Genomic DNA, 19,329 nt, shown 5'->3' with positions numbered 1-19,329 from the left:
CCAATGGCGAAGAAGGCAATGCCGCAGTCGAAGCAAAAGTCAAAGCCGAAGTCGCTGAGCTTTGCGCCAAGTTTCCGATCTATCCGAACCTCTGAAAAGTCCGGACTTTGATCATTAAAAGCGGCGTCCTGAGGGCGCCGCTTTGCTATATAGATTGACGTACACGTGAGAAATCAGTGGTGCCTGATGCATCCAGCGTCGTTGGTAAAATCTGCTGGCGCACATCAGATAAACAGATGCGGCAATACAAGCCTCAAACGCTTCAAAAATATTGTTCTCGGAGGTGTGAAGTCTGATCTGGGTTTTAGCCGACCGGAGGCTCTCTGCATGAGCCTCGCATTTGCGCGATCGCGCCTGAATTGCGAATCAGATCAAGCCGCGCGACCTGAGGATAAAGATCGACACGGCGGTCAAAACCAGCAAGCCCAAAGCAAGCGACCCCAGAAAGCTTAGAAACCACCCCCAGCGCCGGTCAGCAAGGTTGATAGCATTCAGATGGCTTTGCACATCCTCCGAGGCCTGCTCAAGTTTGGGTGTATCCAGCAACAGCCGTAGCTTTGGATGAACTGCCATCTTCTCGGCCTGCGCAAGCACCAGTGCCTGCTTATAGACCTTACGCGGCAATCTACGTCTCGCGCGGCGAACCGATGCTGTCAGGGTTTTGTCCCGCACACCAAGCTTTTTACGCAGCAGTAAGATGGTCTGCGCGATTTGGCTCTGTATATCGAATTCCTGCGACATTCACGTCTCCTGACGGGGCAATCTAACCGCGCTCAATGCTGACGACAATGGGGCTGGTTGTTCCATGTGGTGGAAGGTATCACATAGCCATGTTGAACACGATCATCCATGGCGACCCGACCGACCAACCTCCTTTGTTGATTGCGCATGGCCTATATGGCTCGGCGCGAAACTGGGGTGTGATTGCGCGGCGCTTGTCAGACGAGCGGCAGGTGATCGCAGCCGATATGCGCAATCATGCCTACAGCTTTTGGAATGATCAGCATGGATACTCCGAATTGGCGCAGGATTTGGCCGAAGTGATCGATAGCATAGGCGGTGCCGCAGATGTAGTCGGGCATTCTATGGGCGGAAAGGCCGCGATGGTCCTGGCCCTAAAGCACGGAAACAAGGTTCGCAAACTGGTGGTCGCCGACATTGCTCCGGTTTCCTACGGACATAGCCAGATCAAATATATTGAAGCGATGCGCGCTGTTGATATGTTACATGTTGAACGACGATCTGATGCTGAATCGCAGCTGGCGGATCAGGGAGTTGAAAAAGCACTTCAGAGTTTCTTCACGCAATCGCTGGATGTCGAGAACAAGAAATGGCGTTTGAATCTTGATGTTCTGGCTCATGAAATGCCCAAAATAATGGGTTTCCCAGAGGGGTCTGGCAATTGGGATGGTCCGTCTCTTTTTCTTTCTGGTGCCGCATCGGATTATGTCTTACCCGAATATCGCGACCAAATCCGTCAGATGTTTCCCGCTTCACGCTTTGCCAAAATTCCCGGCGCAGGCCATTGGCTGCACGCCGAGAAACCTCGTGAATTCGAAGCGGCCGTCAGAACCTTTCTGAACGCCTGATCATGCACCTTGATAGATACGCTTGGCCACGAGCCATGACGCGGGTGCGGCAACAACAGCACCTGCAGCGGCCGCCGAAATGATCGCCACCGAACTGACCATCCCGGCGGCCAGAACGGCGATTACAGCACTACCTGCAATTGCGGTAGCGATCAGAGAATATAGCATGGCTGCAAGGCGTATCATGGCCAGTCGTCCTGTCGTTTGGTTTCTGGCCAAGACATTACACCCCTAGTATATTCATGGCATTGATTTGGGTCAGAAATCGTCGCTACATTCCGCGATCCATCGGACCGATGGTTTCTCCGCCACCCTCAACCCAATCTGAGTACCCACCCAGATTATAGACATGAGAAAATCCCATATCCTTAAGCAGTTTTCCTGCCAGCGCTGCCCGGCCTCCTGACGCGCAATGCAGGATGATCACCCTGTCCTTGCGCAATTCAGGATCATGAGATGGCAAATCTGGATCAGCCCGAAATTCCAACATTCCGCGTGGGATATGGTGCGAACCAACGGCGCGACCGGTACGTTCCAGTTCTGGTGCGTCGCGAATATCCAAAAGCAATGCCCCCTGTCCCAGCAATTCCTGCGCCTTGCTGGCACCAATACGCTCAACCGCGGCGTTCGCTGCTTGCATCATGTCCTTGACCGTCTGTGCCATCTTCGTCTCTCCTGCTCGTTGATCCGCCAAAGGCTAACATGCAGAAAATTGAAGGTGTAGAGGTTCAGGCAATCAATGTTCCCTGAAGGCACGTGACATACTGTCGACAACCGGTTTGGCGATATAAGCGGCAAATGTGCGCTCTTCGGTTTGGATCATGATCTCGGCAGGCATTCCGGGCGTGGGAACAAACCCTCGTACGCGGCTCATCTCATCGGTGGTCAACGAGATGCGCGCCAGATACACCTCTTGCGGCATGCCAGCAGAATCTTCGACAAGCGAGTCGGCCGAAACGTAGAACACCTGACCTTCCAGAACAGGCGTCGTACGCTGGTTGAGGGCCACGAGCCGAACCGTCGCAGTCTGGCCAGTTATGACGCTGTCGATCTCGGTTCTCGGGATTTGCGCTTCGATAATCAACGGCGCGTCAGCGGGTAAGATCTCGGCGATCTGTTCGCCTGTTTCAATAACGCCACCGGGCGTGTGATGGTGTAACCTTACGACGGTTCCTGTGACCGGCGCCCGCACCACAGCGCGGTCAAGAACACTGCGGGCCTGGCGCGCCTTTTCGCGCACACTTTCCAGATCGGCTTCGATAACGCCCAATTCGTCCAGAGCGGCCTCACGATAAGCTGATCGTGTCCGCAGAATCTGTTCTTCGTATTTCATCAACATCTGATTAACCTCGGCAGTCTCTGCCCGGAGGCGTGCCAATTGACCCTCGGCCTCGGCCTGTACTCGGCGGATCGTGTTCAGATCGCCTTTGCGCACAAGCCCTTTCTCAAACAGTGAAAGCTTGGTGTCATATTCTTCCTTCAATATGTCCGAGCGGCGCTCCATGCTGGTCAACTGCGCCTCAAACCCCGAGGCACGGATTTTCAATGCCTCCATGTTACGCTGAAGCAGGGCGATGTCGTTCAGTAAAGTCTTGCGCGAAACATCAAAGCTGAGTTTCTGATTATCGAGGATCGTCATGACCTCAACGTCGTCTGACGCTTCGATCAGCGGTGGCGAAAACACCAGGTTTTCCTGTTCGCTGTGCTCGGCCAGAAGCCGCTCAGTCATCGCTTGAAGGCGGATCTTGCGGATGAACAACTCGCGCTCATTGGCCTCGGCCGAGGTCTGGTCCAATGTCATCATGATCTGTCCGGCCTGAACGGATTCTCCTTCCGCGACCAGAATGTTCTCGATGATCCCACCTTCCAGGTGCTGCACGATTTTATTACGACCGGTGGCGACAAAGCTGCCTTGCGCGATGACCGCAGCCGCCAGAGGTGCGCGGAATGACCAGACGCCGAAGCCACCAAAACAGATGATCAGCATGGCTAACCCAATCACTATGAACTTGGTGATCGAGCGCGGAACCTCGGCATACCAAAGCCCGGATTCGTCGGTGCGTGCCACTTCGTTCATCGCTTAATCCCCCTTGCCCTGAATTTCGGGTGGTTGCTGGCGCGGCCCGTTGAGTTTTTCCAGCACCTGTTCGCGTTGCCCGAACAGCGCCACACGTCCGTCAGTCAGCAGCATGATCTTGTCGACCACATTCAGTAGCGTTGGTTTTTGTGTGATGACGACCACGGTGATCTTGCTTTCCTTGGCCTGTTCAATCGCCCGTGCCAGCGCCTTGTCGCCCGCCACATCGAGGTTCGAGTTCGGTTCATCCAGAACAACCAGTCGCGGGTTTCCGAAGAAAGCCCGTGCCAAAGCGATACGTTGCTTTTGCCCGCCAGAAAGGGGCGAACCGTCTGCGGCCACCACGGTTTCATAACCTTGTGGCAGCGTCGCGATCATGTTGTGTACGTCTGCCAGAACGGCGGCATCGTGGATCTGCTCATCTGTGGCGTCCGCACGCATCCGGCCGATGTTGTCCTTGATGGTACCTGGGAACAGCTGCACGTCCTGCGGAAGATAGCCTATATTCTCGCCAAACTGGCGTGGATCCCAATTGCGGATATCCATCAGATCCAACCGGACGCTTCCCGAGGTCGGAAGAATCGAACCCACCAGCGTTTTGCCCAGCGTCGTTTTCCCCGCGCCTGAATTCCCGATGACTGCCAAAGTTTCCCCGGGGTTCAGTGCAAAGGTAATCCCGTTTAGAACGACACTCTTGGTTCCACCCGGGACATAGAGCAGACGCTCTACATCCAGCCGTCCCTCGGGCCGCGGCAGGCGTAATTTTTCGTATTGCAGAGCCGAACTCGACAGCAGAGCCTTGATCCGGCCAAAAGCACCTCGCGTCAGCAGGAATGTATTCCAGCCCTCAATCGATCCCTCAATCGGAGCGAAGGCCCGGCCCGCGATGATCGAAGCGGCGATTACCATTCCTCCGGTGATCTCTCCCTGCAGGGCCAAAAAGGCTCCCCACCCCAAAATGCTGATTTGTGTCAGCAAGCGAACGGCACGGGAAATAGCAGCGAAGATGACGTTGCGGTCCTGCGCTTTGACCTGCCAGGTCAGCGATTGTGCTGTGTCACGACCCCAGATGCGCACCGCCTCGGGGATCATCGCTAACGCGTTGATGATCTGACTGTTGCGCGACATCGAATCCAAATGCTGGTTGGCCAAAGATTGCGCCTGATTGGCCTTGGCAAAGGGCTTGGCCGTCATCTTCTGGTTGATCAGCGCGATCACCATCAGGATAAGAGCCGTCGTCACGACAATCATCCCCAATTGCGGGTGGACCAGAAAGATCATCAGGATGAAGAGCGGCGCAAACGGAACATCGAGAAACGAAATCAATGTGCCAGAAACCAGAAAGCCCCGCACCTGCTGCAGATCACCCAAGGTCTGATATTCACGTCCATTACCATGCAGAGAAGCGTGTGCAGCGGCACTCAAAACCGGAGCACCAAGACGCGCGGCCACTTCCACCGCTGTGCGCATCAACATGAAACGCCTAACCGCATCAAAGGCTGATTGAAAAATGACCGCCCCGGCGACGATAGCGGTCAGCATGATAAGCGTATCCAGCGACCGGCTGGTCAGAACTCGGTCACTGATTTGAAACAGGTAAATTGGGATCGCAAGGATCAGAACGTTAGTTGCGCAAGTCAGAACCAGCACGAAAGCCAGATTACGCCAAATTGCCCGCAGCGATGTGCGCAGCGTCTTCTGGAAATCTTCGGGCGGGGTGCGTTTGTGAAAAGTTTGGGGTGGCCCGTTCCCGTCGCCGCCTCCCGTTTCCAGGCGCATCAACGGTTCATTTGCCTTAGCCTCGATCGTGGTGCCCATGCGATTTTTGCCGTCCGACGGCACAGAGGGGGTCATGCGCGCAGTCGATTGATCGGCGGCGTCACGATCAGGGGCTTCCGCATCGGCCACCCCAGCGTCGCCACCCACAGGATCCTTGTCTTTTTTGGGCCGCGACCGCGTGCGCCGAAGGGGAGAGCCAGCGCACGATTTTGAATTTGCATTCTGCTGCTCTGCCTCTGCTTCTGCCTGCGTCGGTCTGTATGTTTGTTGCGCCGCACGCGGCAATTCTTCTGGATCATTGGGGTGCGTCGCAGGTTCTGCAGCTGCCGTTCCAACGCAAGGCTCAGGCATCCGCATTTCAGGGGTCAACCGCAATCGTGCCTCTGTTTTCGACAAAGAATTCCCGTTTGACTTGGCCACGCGATCACGGGTTTTGAGGGTCAGCGGACCCCCTCCTCCGTGCCGGTCCAATGGGCTAGCAAAACGGGTGCGGCGCGACGAAAAAACGATCGACATAAACTAACCTTCCGGTCACTCGTTAATCAGGGAAAATCAGGCCAGCATGGTTTGCAGGCCATCAGAGGAATTCGCCAATTCGCTGGGCGTGAGGTCGTTGCCCTGAGGGCCAATACCGCCTTCATAACCGGGCATACCTGCCTCTTCCATAATGGCGGCGATCGCCTCATTAGTCATCTCGGCGATGTCCTCGTTCGTCGGCATATCAATCAGGCTTGCTTGATGTAGCAATAGATCAGAAAAGGCCCCGTCCTGAGCCATGACGACTGAATCCACACCCGCCTTGGTGACATGGGCGGCATTGAGCATCGCATTACTGCCCGCAAGCACTTCGGTCTCATCGGCGTTTGGGCCATGCAGATGTACGTCATCCTGATCAGCAAGCATGGTCGATTGCTCGGCGACATTGACCTGCACCAGCGATCCGTCGACCTTGAGCACACGCATCTGCTCCATCCCGGCGAACATTGGATCGTTCATCAGCGCCTCTTCCAAGGACGCCATGTCGTCTTCGCCAAAGGCCATCGCTTCGGCCATTGAGCTATGCATCTCTTGATGCGTGTCTTCGCCTTCTTTCGTCAGCGCGACTTCGTTCATGACGAGGTTCTCATCCGATCCATCAATCGGGCCCGGTAAGCCGCCCGTGATCACATCATCATCTATCAAGACGTGGGTCTGAATAAAGGCATCGACCGTAATCATGTCGCCTTCGATCATGATCAGATCGTAGTAGCTGCCAAGCTGGAGGATATTGGTGACATCCACCAACTCATTGTCGCCCAGTGCATAGAGCGTCGTCGTCGCGTTGATCTCGGTATCAATGTGATCGATATCTGTCGCATCAATGTTCTGCTTCACAAAATTAGCGACGATCAGGTCAGTGGTGATCCAATCAACATGTATGAATGCCGGAGCGTCGTCGTTTGCCCCCTGCATCAACCAAGGTGCGGAATTACCTTCGACCTCGATTGTCGAAGAGTGCACCACGTTGGTGCCCGAGTCACCATTCGTGCCTTTGTCCGTGTCCGATACAACAGCAACTTGGCTGATCATGGCCAACTCGATCGATTTACCACCCACGGCGATGTAGGGCGCGTCGACCCACGCTACAGTTGCGTTCACTTCGTTGATCGCAAGATTGCCGCCTGCAATCACCGTGTGGCCATCGGCAAATTCGGAATCCTCATCCTGATCCCATTCCGCGGGCATCGCATCAGGCGTTTCATCCTCTTCCTCTTCGTCGGGCCTGTGATGTTCGGGCAAAAGGTCATCCCAAACCGGGGCTTCGTTCACATACTCACCATTGACGATTACACCGATCGCGTCTTCGCCGTGGAACTGATAAACAACCGCGCCTTCAACTTCGACAGTGATCGGTGCGAGCATCTCTGCGGCCAATGCCTCCACATACTCGATAGACAGATAGTCGGAGATCGAGAATGATGGTACGGCAAACCCATGCATCGAGGCCGCAACCTGCGCTGCTGCTTCTGCCTGGGCGATAAGTTGGTCGACGTCGCGAAAATCCCCTTCGCCCACGACATCATTGTCGCGTAGGAAAATGTTCTGGAATGTATAGGTTACTGCCGAACCGATAAGTTCGGTGACAATTTCAAGCTTCTGTTCGATTATTAACGTTGCGCCGATGCCGGTGGTCGCCTCAGGCAACGGTGGACCGTCAGTGAGTGGTGGCTCTAGTGTGATGGCCGTTTGAATATCCGGTCCGTCAACCAGTGGTGAAAGTTCAGGAGTGGCCGGGGGGGTGTTGAACCCATAGGGTAGCGGACCAAATTTGCCCGGGTCTAATTCAAGATCTGCTTTGACCCGGATTTTTGCGGGCTCTTCCAGTTCGTCGAGTTCCGCCTTGCGTCTGACGGCGGTGAACTCTTCGTACTGATCCCTCAGCCGGGCTTTTTCAATCGTGAGATCAAAAGTTCCAATAAAGTGTGCAATCTTTTCGGTAACACTATCGAATGACATTTCGATGATCCCTTACGCCCTTACCGGCCTAAAAATTTCCGGTTCGGGATATGTTGGGCCGAGGCCGCTCGACGCGGCCTCAGCGGTTTCAATGAACGGGGACCGATAATGCGGTCCCCGCGAATAGGGTCTTAGACCTCGGTGTCGTCGCTCGAATAAGTCGAGGTCATCGAACCGCCAACCATGGTTGTATCGACCGAGTTACCAAGCACGTTGGCACCCATGACGATCGATTGGTTGAAGGCAGATGTGTCAACTACCGCAGCTGCGGATGCATAAGACTCACCGTTGACGATACCGTCGCCACCGTTGTCCGAGCCCCACATACCGCCGTCACCGCCAGCACCGCCAGCGCCAGAGTAGGCACCAGACGCTTCGCCACCGGTATTCGTTGCACCCGTGGTTGCACCACCAGTCGACGAGCCCATGACATCACCACTGGTTCCTCCGGTCGATGCCGCAGCACCGCCTGCACCACCGGCGCCAGACGTCGCGGTACCGGTTGCATCACCTGAAGCCATCGAGTCTGCGTCATTATCTGACGACGCCTCGCCACCGTATCCGGCAATCGCTTCGGCAAGGCTCTCGGCATAGCCATCATTGGCGGCATCGGCCCATGCTTCAGAGTCGCCACCGCTTCCGGCTTCGTTGGTTGCGTCAGCAGAACCAGCACCGCTTCCGGCCGAGCTGGCCTCGGGGTTGGCTGTACCACCTGCCCCGCCAGTACCTTCAGCCGATGCCATACCATCACCGCTGGCGTCTGCCGATCCGTTGCTTGTGTTGGTGCCACCATTGCCACCAGAACCATCAACATCCTGATCGTTGTCCGCCGAGCCGTCGATATCACCTGGTGATTGCGTGATTACAGGGCCAGCAGCATCTTGGTCACCAACACCTTGCGCATCCGCATCCGTGTCAACGTAGCCGCCGCCTGCGCCACCGGTTCCTGTACCGCCAGCACCCGGGCCGCCAGTACCCGTACCACCAGTACCTGTACCGCCAGTACCCGTACCGCCAGTACCCGTACCGCCAGTACCTGCGCCACCGGTACCACCGTCTCCGCCGGTACCGTTCGAGTTACCAGCTGCTGCAGCTTCTTCGTCTCCGTCCGGATCTTCCTCTTCCACTAGGAGTACCGGGAATGGGAAGGCTTCTTCTACCGAACCGGAATCTCCGCCGGTGCCTGCGCCACCGTTGGCATTGCCACCAGAGCCTTCGCCACCGGTGCCTTCGCCACCGGAACCTTCACCGCCCGAGCCTTCGCCGCCTGAGCCTTCACCACCGGAGCCTTCGCCGCCGGAACCGCTACCGCCATCGGCATCGTTCCAACCCATCGCGCCAGCGCCAGCCAGACCCAAACCAATATTGCCTCCAGAAGAAGATTCGTTGGCTTCGTTGGTTCCGTCGCTGGAGTTGTCTGCCGAACCATCGTTATCGGCATCACCAGCGCCACCATCGGCACCGTCGTTGGATGCATCGGTTCCCGCTAGACCAAGACCAGCAGCTAATGCACCCGAAGTGTTGTCGCCACCGTCTGCATCGCCGTCGGCGTTCGCGCCGGACAAGCCAAGACCCAGACCAAGACCAATTGATCCGGCATTACCACCGTTACCACCGGTCGAGTCACTATCTGCGCTCGATTCACCCTGGTTGTCGGCATTGGACTCGCTGTCTGCTGCGCCGCCTTCGCCGCCGGTGCTGTCACCGTCTGCGCTCGCACTCGAATGGCCAAGACCGAGGCTCGCGTTATAGGCATTACCTGAAGATGCACCATCTCCACCTGTCGCAGCACTATCGGCGTTTCCTGAATGACCGCCAAAGGCCAACGCATGGCTGCCATTGGTATCGCCATAAGCTTCACCACCGTAGCTCATTCCGCCATCACCAGAAGAGCCACCGTCGTTATTTACGTCGATTCCGTCTTCGGCATTGGCTGTGCCACCATTGGCGTCCCCATTTTGCTGGAAGTCACCATAGTTTCCAACCGTAGCGTTTGAGAGGGTGTCATTGTCCTCCAGGCTGGCGAACTGTTGGTTGATTGATGAGAAGTCGTTTCCGGGCCCATCCAGCGCGATATCGATATTGACGTCATCGCCGGGGTCGTAATTTACATCATCGCCAGCGGTAATAACGTCACCGACATCACCATCGATGTCCCGAACATCCACATCAACCTTGTCATCATCGCGCGGGATCCACTCACCACCACCGAAGTCGATATTTACTTCGTTGTGGTTCGAGTTGTCGTTGTCGTTGTTGTCTTCTCCACCGTTGGTGTTTTGCTGGTTCTGATTTTGGTTTTGGCGCTGATCCTGATCGTTGTCATTATCATTTCTTGAGCGTTGTGATTGATCTTGGTCCTGTGAGTCAGAATTGTTCGCAGAATTATCAACATCTTGCTCTTGTTGCTGTTGTTGAGCGTTGATGTCCGCTTCGATATTTGCTTCGTCTACCGCGATATCAGTATCAAAATCGGCGTCCAGATCGTCGATTTGGACTTCATCAACTGTTGTTACGGTTGTCGTTTGATTAGGCTGGCGTCTCATAATAAATTCCACTTTTACGGAAGCGCCCGACCGCCATTCATCTACAAAGCGGTTACTGGCGCGGTTAAAACAAACGTCGCGCACAGAGTGTCAAACTGGACACTCGCGCGGCAGTGATCGTCTTCTGTTTGGTTAGCCCCCCTTTCTCGGCTTAGCCGATTCCGTGACCATGGGGGTCTCGCCAAAATACGCGAATCCATGGGCACGTCAGGTTCAAGTGCGCTTTACAAATCAAAGCATCATCATGGTTGCAGTCATAAGCGGACATGCATAGCTGGTCGAAAGTATTAGTTTCTTTAACTATTTATTATTAATGTGCTTTATTGGAAAAATTGCCCCTTCCAACGCCAATTCGAAGGGGAAACAATCTCGGCAGATCGAACGTTATTATTAACGAAGCCATTTCATCAGGTTAGGCAATCTGGAATGGAATTGAACCTGATCAAAGGTTCTAGAAATGCGGCTCCTAAATACTGCCTCTGGTTGCTGAAACCCGTACTTTCAGGTATGATGAAACGTAATTTGAATAAAAAAGTTTTCTCGCGTCGCTTAACCCTGTGCCCGCATTTTTTGGCTTCAGAGGGTGACGTTTTTACTAGTGAGGGAAGATCAGTGAGTTATTCCTTACAAGACGATGCCCGTAGTCAAATCGAATATCCCGAAGAGCTTTCGATAATATTTATCGGCAAAGAACTGTTCTATTCGGACCAAACCCTAAGAAGTGTTCAGACTGAATTCGGTGTTCGTGCAGAGCGTTTTGATCACCTGGAGGACGTGCTGGCCAAAAGTAGTGTCCCGAGTTCCGCCGAACGAATAATCGTGGTGGATCAGATGATGCTGGATGAGCTGCTGGCGCGACCCGCCGATTATGCAAAAGTTGCCGAAAACGGCTGCCTTGCCTTCGCATATCGCAAGAAAAGCCCCGCTCGGATATTGTTCGAACACTGGGACCGCACGAGTTTTGGCAACATCGGATATCTGCCGATGAACGTCGCTCCGGATGTGTGGCGGGCGATATTGCGGCTTCTCATGCATGAGGAACTGCACCTGCCTTGTTTTCTGGCCGACACTATGGCGGCATCGCCAGGCGCAGCGGACGTACCAATCGAAAAACAGCCTGCGACTAGGACTCGGTCACCCGACAAACTACTGCAATACGCAAAGCTTACACGCCGGGAAAAACAAGTTTTGAGGCTTGTTTCCAAGGGCCAAAGCAACAAAACGATTGCGGCCAGGCTTGGCATTACTGAACATACAGTCAAACTGCACATGCACAATGTTTCGGGCAAAATCGATGTGAGCAACCGGACCGAGGCCGCTCATTTCTATTTCGAGGTCGCGCCGAACGAAGCGCGTAGCGTAGCCGTTGGATGAGGCTTTCGAAACCCGATTTGACCGGCTCATCCTTCTGGTGGGTCGCCTCAATTACATGTGGACAAATACCGAAAGCCTTCTGATCCACCTTATTGCTGGGCTAACCGAGGCCAACAAAGATGTAGCAGTGATCATTTTCTTGACTTTGAACACGACGCGAGCCCGCATCGATCTGGTCGAGCGTCTTGCGAAGATGGAGGGTCGCGCGCCTGAAATCCGTGATCCGATCCTTGAACACACCCAGCGATTGTCTCGCTTGTCCTCAATCCGGAATAAGTACAATCACTGCATTTACTCCTTTGATCAGGAAAGCGGAAATCCCAAGACCATCCTGATGAGAATCGCGGATCGCAAAACTGATATTAAATTAGGGCGGGAAGATACGGTGGATGACAAAGCGATGAAAGAAATCGAGGATGTCGTCTCTCAGCTTTCGGACGCGAACAAAGACATCTGGAAACTGATATCCCGGCTGGGTTTCCCGGTCTGAAGCTCAACTGGTGCGGGCGGTGGGACTCGAACCCACACGGCACTAAGGCCTTCGGATTTTAAGTCCGATATGTCTACCATTCCATCACGCCCGCATATCACCTGAGCGACAATTTCAAACCACTCTGATGACCTAGGCAATCTCTTACAAGCAACCAAAACGATTGAAAAGATACTCAATGGATTGATCCATAAATTCGAATGTCGGTGCGATCAAAATTCAGGATCGGACGTTTCAAGGAAACGCTTTACTTGACAGGGTTCGGGCAATTCGTTCACGTCTGCGCATAAACCGGTCAGGGAGCGAAGAATGAAGATAATCAGCAACCCGTTTCGAAACGGATCCAAGCTTGCGGATCAGGCCCCCTACCCGTCAGTCGAAACCGTTCAACTGGGGCGGCACCGTTCGTTCTGCCCGGATTTTGAGCCAACGCCCTTGGTTGATGCATCAGCGATTGCACCGGTCGCAAGCCTCTGGGTCAAAGATGAACGGCCCCGCATGGGTCTGGGATCGTTCAAGGCTCTGGGCGCTGCTTATGTTATTGCCTGCCAGGCGAACGAGGCTTCGGACAAACCAGGCAGCGACACCCTCAAAGGGCGTACATATGTCACGGCAAGCGCGGGCAATCACGGGATGAGTATGGCCGCCGGTGCTCGTGTCTTCGGGGCCGATGCGGTGGTTTACATCGCGGAAACCGTTCCCGAGAGCTTTGCCGAGCGTCTGCGCGCGCAAAACGCACAGGTGGTTCGGGCCGGTGCGGACTACGCAGCAAGCATGGTGGCCGCCAACCTTGCCGCGCAAGAAAATGGATGGACCCTGCTCTCGGATAGTTCTTGGGACGGGTACACCGAACTCCCACATCTTTTGATGGAAGGGTATCTACAAATGGCTGTCGAAGCAGCCGAGCAATGCCCCGAAGCGCCCACCCATATTCTGCTGCAGGCCGGAGTCGGAGGCATGGCTGGCGCTATTGCCGCCTATGCACGCGTGGTTTGGGGTGACGAACCACAGATCATTGTTGTGGAGCCGACGTCCGCCCCCGCGCTTCAGGCCAGCATCGAGGCCGGGCACTGCGTTTTTGCAGATGGGCCAGACAGCATCATGGGTCGGTTGGATTGCAAAGAACCGTCGCTTATTGCTTTGAATGGGCTTGCGCGGGATGCTGATGCATTTCTTACCATCAGCGACACTGACGTAGCAGCCCAATTACCTGTCATGGCAGAGGCAGGGTTGGAAACCAGTGCCTCGGGAGGCGCTGGAATTGCCGCTGTCTTGAACGACGCCAGCCGCACCGGTTTGGAAATTGGCCCCGATGCAAAGGTGCTGTGCATGTTGACCGAGCAGCCGGCATGATTGGGTTCGCTCCGGTAGAGTTCGAGGCTCGGGTTGCGCGCGCTCAAACGCGGATGCAGCAGTCAGGTCTTGCAGCCCTTTTGCTGACAACGGAGCCCGAACTACGATACTTCACCGGCTATCTCACTCGGTTCTGGGAAAGCCCGACCCGACCCTGGTTTCTGATTGTACCTGCCACCGGTAAACCGGTTGCAGTAATTCCCTCCATTGGTGCCGCGCTTATGGCGCAGACCTGGATTGATGACATTCGCACCTGGAGCGCACCCGACCTAATAGATGACGGGGTATCCTTGTTGGCGGATACGCTGAGCGAATTGACGGCCGAGGGGGATGAAATCGGCTGCCCCGATGGGCATGAAACCCATCTGCGCATGCCTCTGGCCGATTTAAGACGCCTTCAATCAGCTATAGGTGCGCGCAAAATTGTCGGGGACCATGGCATCCTAAGGGGGCTGCGCATGGTGAAATCTGATGCCGAAGTCGCCAAGATCCGAGCAGCCTGTCAAATCAGCGCGCGCGCGTTTGCACGGGTGCCGGAAATTGCCTCGGCCGGTACACCGCTCGATCAGGTTTTTCGATATTTTCAGATGCTTTGCCTTGAGGAAGGCGCGGACTGGGTTCCCTATCTGGCCGGCGGTGCCGAGCAAGGCGGGTACACAGACGTGATCTCCCCTGCCAGTCAAACGCCACTTAGGTCGGGTGATGTTCTGATGCTGGATACAGGCCTCGTACGCGATGGATATTTCTGTGATTATGATCGCAACTGGTCGGTCGGTCCGGCAAGCGCGCCCGTTCGTGCGGCGCATTCGCGGCTGATCGAAGCATCGGACGCCGCCTTTGAACAAGCTCGTCCCGGTACCACCGCGTCGCAATTGTTTCATGCCATGAATGCAATCTTGACTGACGGAGGTGTTGGTACGGATGCTGGTCGGCTGGGCCACGGGTTGGGGATGTCACTGACTGAATGGCCCTCGCTTATCCCTGATGACCATACAGAATTGGAGGCCGGGATGGTGTTAACTCTGGAGCCAGGCATCGCAGTGAACAACAAGATCCTCGTTCATGAAGAAAACATTCTAATCACCGAGGGCGCGCCTGAATTCCTAAGCCCGCGCATCGGACCGGAGATCCCTGAGCTATGAGCACCTTGCCCTATATCCTAGATGCGGATGATCCCTCAGCGGTGCCAATGGGCCTGATCGTGCTACAGACGGATGAGACAATCGAGCCTGAGTTTCGTACAATTTTCGCCAATGACAAAAGCCCACTCTATGTCAGCCGCATACCCAGTGGGAATGAGGTTAACACTGATACTCTAGCGCAGATGGAAACCGACCTGCCAGCAGCGGCCGATTTGCTGCCCAAGGCACGGCGTTATCGGGTTGTGGGATATGGCTGTACGTCCGCCAGCTCAGTCATCGGGTCGGATCAGGTTGAGAAAATGGTCAAGCAGACCTGTGATGTTCAAACGGTAACGAATCCTTTGCGCGCCGCGACAGCTTGCGCCGAGGATCGAGGGGTATCGAAGTTTGCGCTGCTCTCCCCGTACATCGAAGAAGTGAACACCCCGCTGCGTCGCGCATTTGCGGATCAGGGAATCACGATGGATGTATTCGGCACTTTTGGCGAGGCAGAAGAAGCCAAGGTGGTGCGTATATCAACCGAATCTGTGGTTGAAGCCGCAATCCGTCTGGGCTCTGATTCAGCCGTCGATGCGGTGTTCTTGAGCTGTACGAACCTGCGAACCCTTGCTGCGATTCCCCGGATCGAAAAGGTGATCCGCAAACCGGTTCTTTCAAGCAATCAAAGCTTAGCCTGGCATATGAAGAAGCTGAACATGTCGCAAAACTAGGCAAAAGCGGCGTTATCAGTAATCCATTTGCTTTACGGGCTTGCGACCATTTGTTAGCCTCGGGTTTAATACACGAGAAGATCAATGAAATCCGGACCAACCGGATAGTCAATTGACGCAACAGGGGGTCTTGTGACCGACACAAATAGCGACGCTGCGTTTGTCGAATTTCAACGCGTGCAAAAGTCTTATGACGGCGAGAATCTCGTCGTTAAAGATCTCAACCTGGCACTGCCAAAGGGCGAATTCCTGACTATGCTCGGGCCGTCCGGTTCAGGCAAAACAACCTGCTTGATGATGCTTGCCGGATTCGAAACCGCCACACATGGCGAAATTCTTCTGGATGGGAAACCTATCAACAACATTCCGCCGCACAAACGCGGTATCGGGATGGTGTTCCAGAACTATGCTTTGTTTCCGCACATGACCGTAGCCGAGAACCTCTCGTTCCCACTTGAGGTTCGCAAGCTTGGCAAGTCTGAACGGGAAGAGAAAGTCAAACGGGCTCTGGATATGGTCCAAATGGGCGCCTTTGGCGGCCGCCGTCCAGCCCAGCTTTCTGGTGGTCAGCAACAGCGGATCGCCCTGGCCCGAGCACTGGTGTTCGAGCCCGAATTGGTTCTGATGGATGAACCGCTGGGTGCGCTCGACAAGCAACTGCGTGAGCATATGCAGTTCGAAATTACCCGTCTGGCGCATGAGTTGGGTATCACAACCGTTTACGTGACCCATGACCAGACCGAGGCCCTGACCATGTCCGACCGCGTGGCGGTGTTTGACGATGGCCGCATTCAACAGCTGGCGCCACCAGATCAACTATACGAAGAGCCCGAAAACAGCTTCGTTGCGCAATTTATCGGTGAAAACAATACGCTAGAAGGCGTTGTTAAATCGATAGACGGTGACACTTGTCTTGTGCAGTTGGATGACGGTTCGGAAATCGATGCAGTTCCGATCAACGTGCACAATCCGGGTGAACGGACCAAGGTCTCGATTCGGCCCGAACGTGTGGAATTCAACAAAGACCGACTGCATGCAGACGCACATACGCTAAAGGCCACAGTCAAAGAGTTCATCTATATGGGTGACGTGTTCCGCTTCCGCATGTCGGTGGCCGGGAATGACGAGTTCATCGTCAAGACGCGCAACGCCCCCGATGCCGTTCGCCTTCAGCCCGGTCAAGAGATCGATATCGGCTGGTTGGCCAAGGATTGTCGTGCGCTCGACGCATAGACCAAACCGCGCGGCACAAGCGCGGTTTCACCGAGGGACCGGCTGGCGAAAACCCGTGCGTCAGCTGACACTATGATAAACGGGAAGTACTGGGAGTAACACATGAAACCAACCAAAACACTGCTGACCGCAGCAGCGCTGGCGACAGCGGCTGGCGGGGTGTCTGCCGAAGAGATGACAATCGTTTCTTGGGGCGGAGCCTATTCCAAATCGCAGCTGAAGGCTTATCACGAGCCCTATTCGGAAAAAACCGGCGTCACTATCCTGAACGATGACAGTTCAGCCGAAGCGGTTGCCAAACTGCGCGCGATGAACGAAGCGGGTAACATCACCTGGGACGTGGTTGACGTGGTTGCAGCGGACGCCATCCGTCTATGCGACGAAGGTCTGGCGATGGAAATCGACCCTGACACCATGCTGGCCCCGGCACCCGATGGCACCTCGGCTGCGGACGACTTCGGCGACCTGCTTGTCAGCGACTGCTTTATTCCTCAGATCGTTTATTCGACCACATTCGGCTATCGTACCGATCTGGTAGGGGACAACCCGCCCAGCGATATCTGCGCTGTGTTCGATCTTGAAAACTACCCGGGCAAGCGTTCGCTAGAAAAGCGTCCGATCAACAACATGGAATGGGCCCTGCTCTGCGATGGCGTCGCCAAGGATGACGTCTATGACGTGCTCGCAACTCCGGAAGGTCAGGAGCAAGCGCTGGCCAAGCTGGGCACTATCAAGGACAACGTAGTCTGGTGGTCTGCCGGTGCGGATACACCGCAGTTGCTGGCTGATGGTGAAGTCGTCATGGGTTCGACCTATAACGGCCGCCTGTTCAGCGTGATCGAAGAGCAGAAGCAGCCCGTAGCGATGCTGTGGGACGCACAAGTATTCGATCTGGACGGCTGGATCATTCCTGCTGGCCTAAGCGATGAGCGTAAGCAGCGCGCGCTGGACTACATCATGTTCGCGACCGACACTCAGCGTCTGGCTGATCAGGCCAAGTACATCTCGTACGGTCCGGCCCGTGCTTCGTCGGCACCGCTGGTGGGTCAGCACGCCGAACTGGGCATCGACATGGCACCGCACATGCCAACCGATCCGGAAAACGCGAAGAACACGTTCCTGTATAACTACGAGTTCTGGGCGGACTACCGCGACGACATCGACGCCAAATTCCAGGCGTGGTTGGCGCAATAAGCGGCTAATTTCCTGACACAGTCGGGGGCGGTGCGCCGCCCCCGGACCAAAGAAAACCCAAGGGGCACCGATGACTGACGCTAGCCAAAACGCCGGACCTATGCTGGCAGCGGACGGAACACCGCTCAAGCAATCGCTTGCACGTTCTTTGCGGCGGCAAAAGCTGCGCGCATTGATGCTGGTGGCCCCTTTGCTGCTGTTTGTTTTGTTCTCGTTCATCGTGCCGATTGCTTCGATGCTATTCCGTTCGGTTGAAAATAGCATCGTGCAGGAAACGCTGCCTCTTACGGTTGAGGCACTGAAGAACTGGGATGAGACCAGCGGCGAACTGCCGGACGAGGCAGTATATGATGCGTTCGTCCGAGACATGGTCGTGGCCGTAGACAACAAGACACATACCCGATTGGGCTCGCGTTTGAACTACGAAGAGACAGGCATGTCTTCGATGTTCCGCCGCTCAGGCCGGAAGCTAGGCAAGATGGACCCCGAAACCGATGGCCCATTCAAGGACCAGGTGATTGAGGTTCATGACGGTTGGGGCGAACCGCAGACCTGGGCGGTGATCAAGACGCACTCTCCTGCTGTCACCAACGGTTATTTCCTCAACGCGGTCGACATGCGCCGCACGCCTGAAGGGGCGCAGTCTCAACCCGAAGACAAGCAAATCCTGATCAAGCTGTTCGGCAGAACACTTTTCATGTCGCTGGTGATTACCGGAGCCTGTATCCTGCTGGCATACCCAGTTAGCTATTTGCTGGCGACACTCCCGATGCGGGTTTCGAACCTGCTGATGATCCTTGTCCTGCTCCCCTTTTGGACTTCGCTGCTGGTACGGACCTCAGCCTGGAAGGTGATGCTGCAGCAACAAGGCGTGATCAACGAAACGTTGGTCTGGCTTGGGCTGGTGGCTGATGACGCGCGACTAGTGATAATCAACAACCAATTCGGCACGATAATTGCGATGACGCATATCCTGCTGCCTTTCATGATCCTGCCGATGTATTCGGTGATGCAGACCATTCCGCCCTATTATACCCGTGCTGCAAAATCCATGGGCGCAACCAACTGGACGACCTTCTGGCGCATCTATTTCCCGCAATCCATTCCGGGCATCGGCGCGGGCTCGATCCTCGTGTTCATTCTGGCGATTGGCTACTATATCACGCCCGAAATCGTCGGCGGCACCAAGGGTGTCTTCATCTCGAACCGGATCGCTTACCACATCTCGTCCTCGCTGAACTGGGGATTGGCAGCGGCACTGGGGACGATCCTTCTGGCGGTCGTTATGCTGCTCTACTGGTGCTACGACAAGATCGTCGGCATTGATAACGTGAAACTGGGATAAT

General features: G+C 55.2%; 16 protein-coding genes and 1 tRNA gene. 9 read left to right on the top strand and 8 right to left on the bottom strand.

Annotated elements, in window-relative coordinates; genetic code table 11:
* Positions 1–366: 366 nt before the first annotated feature.
* Complete coding sequence (locus ACR0KN_RS14545; RefSeq protein WP_010442552.1) at positions 367–741, bottom strand: hypothetical protein; 375 nt, start codon at positions 739–741, stop codon at positions 367–369.
* Between the two features lie 89 nt (positions 742–830).
* Between ACR0KN_RS14545 and ACR0KN_RS14540 the strand changes: the two genes are divergently transcribed.
* Positions 831–1,589 (top strand): alpha/beta fold hydrolase, encoded by a 759-nt coding sequence (locus ACR0KN_RS14540; protein WP_480654522.1) that lies wholly within the window; start codon positions 831–833, stop codon positions 1,587–1,589.
* Here the strand turns inward: ACR0KN_RS14540 and ACR0KN_RS14535 are convergent, their stop codons facing one another.
* The 6 genes from ACR0KN_RS14535 to ACR0KN_RS14510 all read right to left on the bottom strand — a co-directional run bounded on the left by ACR0KN_RS14535 (position 1,590) and on the right by ACR0KN_RS14510 (position 10,487).
* Positions 1,590–1,775, bottom strand: a complete 186-nt coding sequence (locus ACR0KN_RS14535) for a hypothetical protein (protein WP_480654510.1) — start codon at positions 1,773–1,775, stop codon at positions 1,590–1,592.
* Between the two features lie 85 nt (positions 1,776–1,860).
* Positions 1,861–2,253 carry a rhodanese-like domain-containing protein gene (locus tag ACR0KN_RS14530; RefSeq protein WP_480654508.1) on the bottom strand — a complete coding sequence of 131 codons (393 nt, stop codon included), beginning with the start codon at positions 2,251–2,253 and terminating at the stop codon, positions 1,861–1,863.
* Between the two features lie 72 nt (positions 2,254–2,325).
* Positions 2,326–3,666 carry an HlyD family type I secretion periplasmic adaptor subunit gene (locus ACR0KN_RS14525; protein ID WP_480654506.1) on the bottom strand — a complete coding sequence of 447 codons (1,341 nt, stop codon included), beginning with the start codon at positions 3,664–3,666 and terminating at the stop codon, positions 2,326–2,328.
* A 3-nt stretch (positions 3,667–3,669) separates the two neighbouring features.
* Positions 3,670–5,961, bottom strand: coding sequence for a type I secretion system permease/ATPase (locus tag ACR0KN_RS14520; protein WP_170476895.1), 2,292 nt, complete (start codon positions 5,959–5,961; stop codon positions 3,670–3,672).
* 36 nt (positions 5,962–5,997) lie between these two features.
* Positions 5,998–7,941 (bottom strand): type I secretion protein, encoded by a 1,944-nt coding sequence (locus ACR0KN_RS14515; protein ID WP_480654504.1) that lies wholly within the window; start codon positions 7,939–7,941, stop codon positions 5,998–6,000.
* A 131-nt stretch (positions 7,942–8,072) separates the two neighbouring features.
* On the bottom strand, positions 8,073–10,487 hold the full coding sequence (locus ACR0KN_RS14510) for a hypothetical protein (RefSeq protein WP_480654502.1): 2,415 nt from the start codon (positions 10,485–10,487) through the stop codon (positions 8,073–8,075).
* Positions 10,488–10,913: 426 nt separating this feature from the next.
* Here ACR0KN_RS14510 and ACR0KN_RS14505 point away from each other — a divergent pair, with 426 nt between their 5' ends.
* Together ACR0KN_RS14505 and ACR0KN_RS14500 are read left to right on the top strand one after the other, a co-directional pair.
* A complete protein-coding gene (locus ACR0KN_RS14505; RefSeq protein ID WP_480654500.1) occupies positions 10,914–11,861 on the top strand; it encodes a helix-turn-helix transcriptional regulator in 948 nt (315 codons plus the stop codon).
* Complete coding sequence (locus ACR0KN_RS14500) at positions 11,854–12,351, top strand: hypothetical protein (protein ID WP_010442561.1); 498 nt, start codon at positions 11,854–11,856, stop codon at positions 12,349–12,351. Before ACR0KN_RS14505 ends, ACR0KN_RS14500 begins: the two co-directional genes overlap by 8 nt.
* An 8-nt stretch (positions 12,352–12,359) precedes the next feature.
* Here ACR0KN_RS14500 and ACR0KN_RS14495 read toward each other — a convergent pair.
* Positions 12,360–12,445, bottom strand: a tRNA-Leu gene (locus tag ACR0KN_RS14495).
* A 215-nt stretch (positions 12,446–12,660) separates the two neighbouring features.
* Between ACR0KN_RS14495 and ACR0KN_RS14490 the strand changes: the two genes are divergently transcribed.
* From ACR0KN_RS14490 to ACR0KN_RS14465, 6 genes are all read left to right on the top strand, one after another.
* A complete protein-coding gene (locus tag ACR0KN_RS14490; protein WP_480654498.1) occupies positions 12,661–13,704 on the top strand; it encodes a pyridoxal-phosphate dependent enzyme in 1,044 nt (347 codons plus the stop codon).
* Complete coding sequence (locus ACR0KN_RS14485; protein WP_480654496.1) at positions 13,701–14,846, top strand: M24 family metallopeptidase; 1,146 nt, start codon at positions 13,701–13,703, stop codon at positions 14,844–14,846. Before ACR0KN_RS14490 ends, ACR0KN_RS14485 begins: the two co-directional genes overlap by 4 nt.
* The gene (locus ACR0KN_RS14480; RefSeq protein WP_170476910.1) at positions 14,843–15,556 is read left to right on the top strand and encodes an aspartate racemase/maleate isomerase family protein; all 714 of its coding nucleotides are present in this window, start codon (positions 14,843–14,845) and stop codon (positions 15,554–15,556) included. Before ACR0KN_RS14485 ends, ACR0KN_RS14480 begins: the two co-directional genes overlap by 4 nt.
* A gap of 132 nt (positions 15,557–15,688) precedes the next feature.
* Complete coding sequence (locus ACR0KN_RS14475; RefSeq protein ID WP_010442565.1) at positions 15,689–16,789, top strand: ABC transporter ATP-binding protein; 1,101 nt, start codon at positions 15,689–15,691, stop codon at positions 16,787–16,789.
* A 102-nt stretch (positions 16,790–16,891) separates the two neighbouring features.
* Entirely contained in the window at positions 16,892–17,983 is a 1,092-nt protein-coding gene (locus tag ACR0KN_RS14470) for an extracellular solute-binding protein (RefSeq protein ID WP_170476914.1), read from the top strand.
* Positions 17,984–18,053: 70 nt separating this feature from the next.
* The gene (locus ACR0KN_RS14465) at positions 18,054–19,328 is read left to right on the top strand and encodes an ABC transporter permease (RefSeq protein WP_170476917.1); all 1,275 of its coding nucleotides are present in this window, start codon (positions 18,054–18,056) and stop codon (positions 19,326–19,328) included.
* Position 19,329: the final 1 nt, after the last annotated feature.

This window comes from Ruegeria sp. AP7 (assembly GCF_056539905.1).
This window is presented reverse-complemented; position numbering and strand designations above follow the sequence as displayed.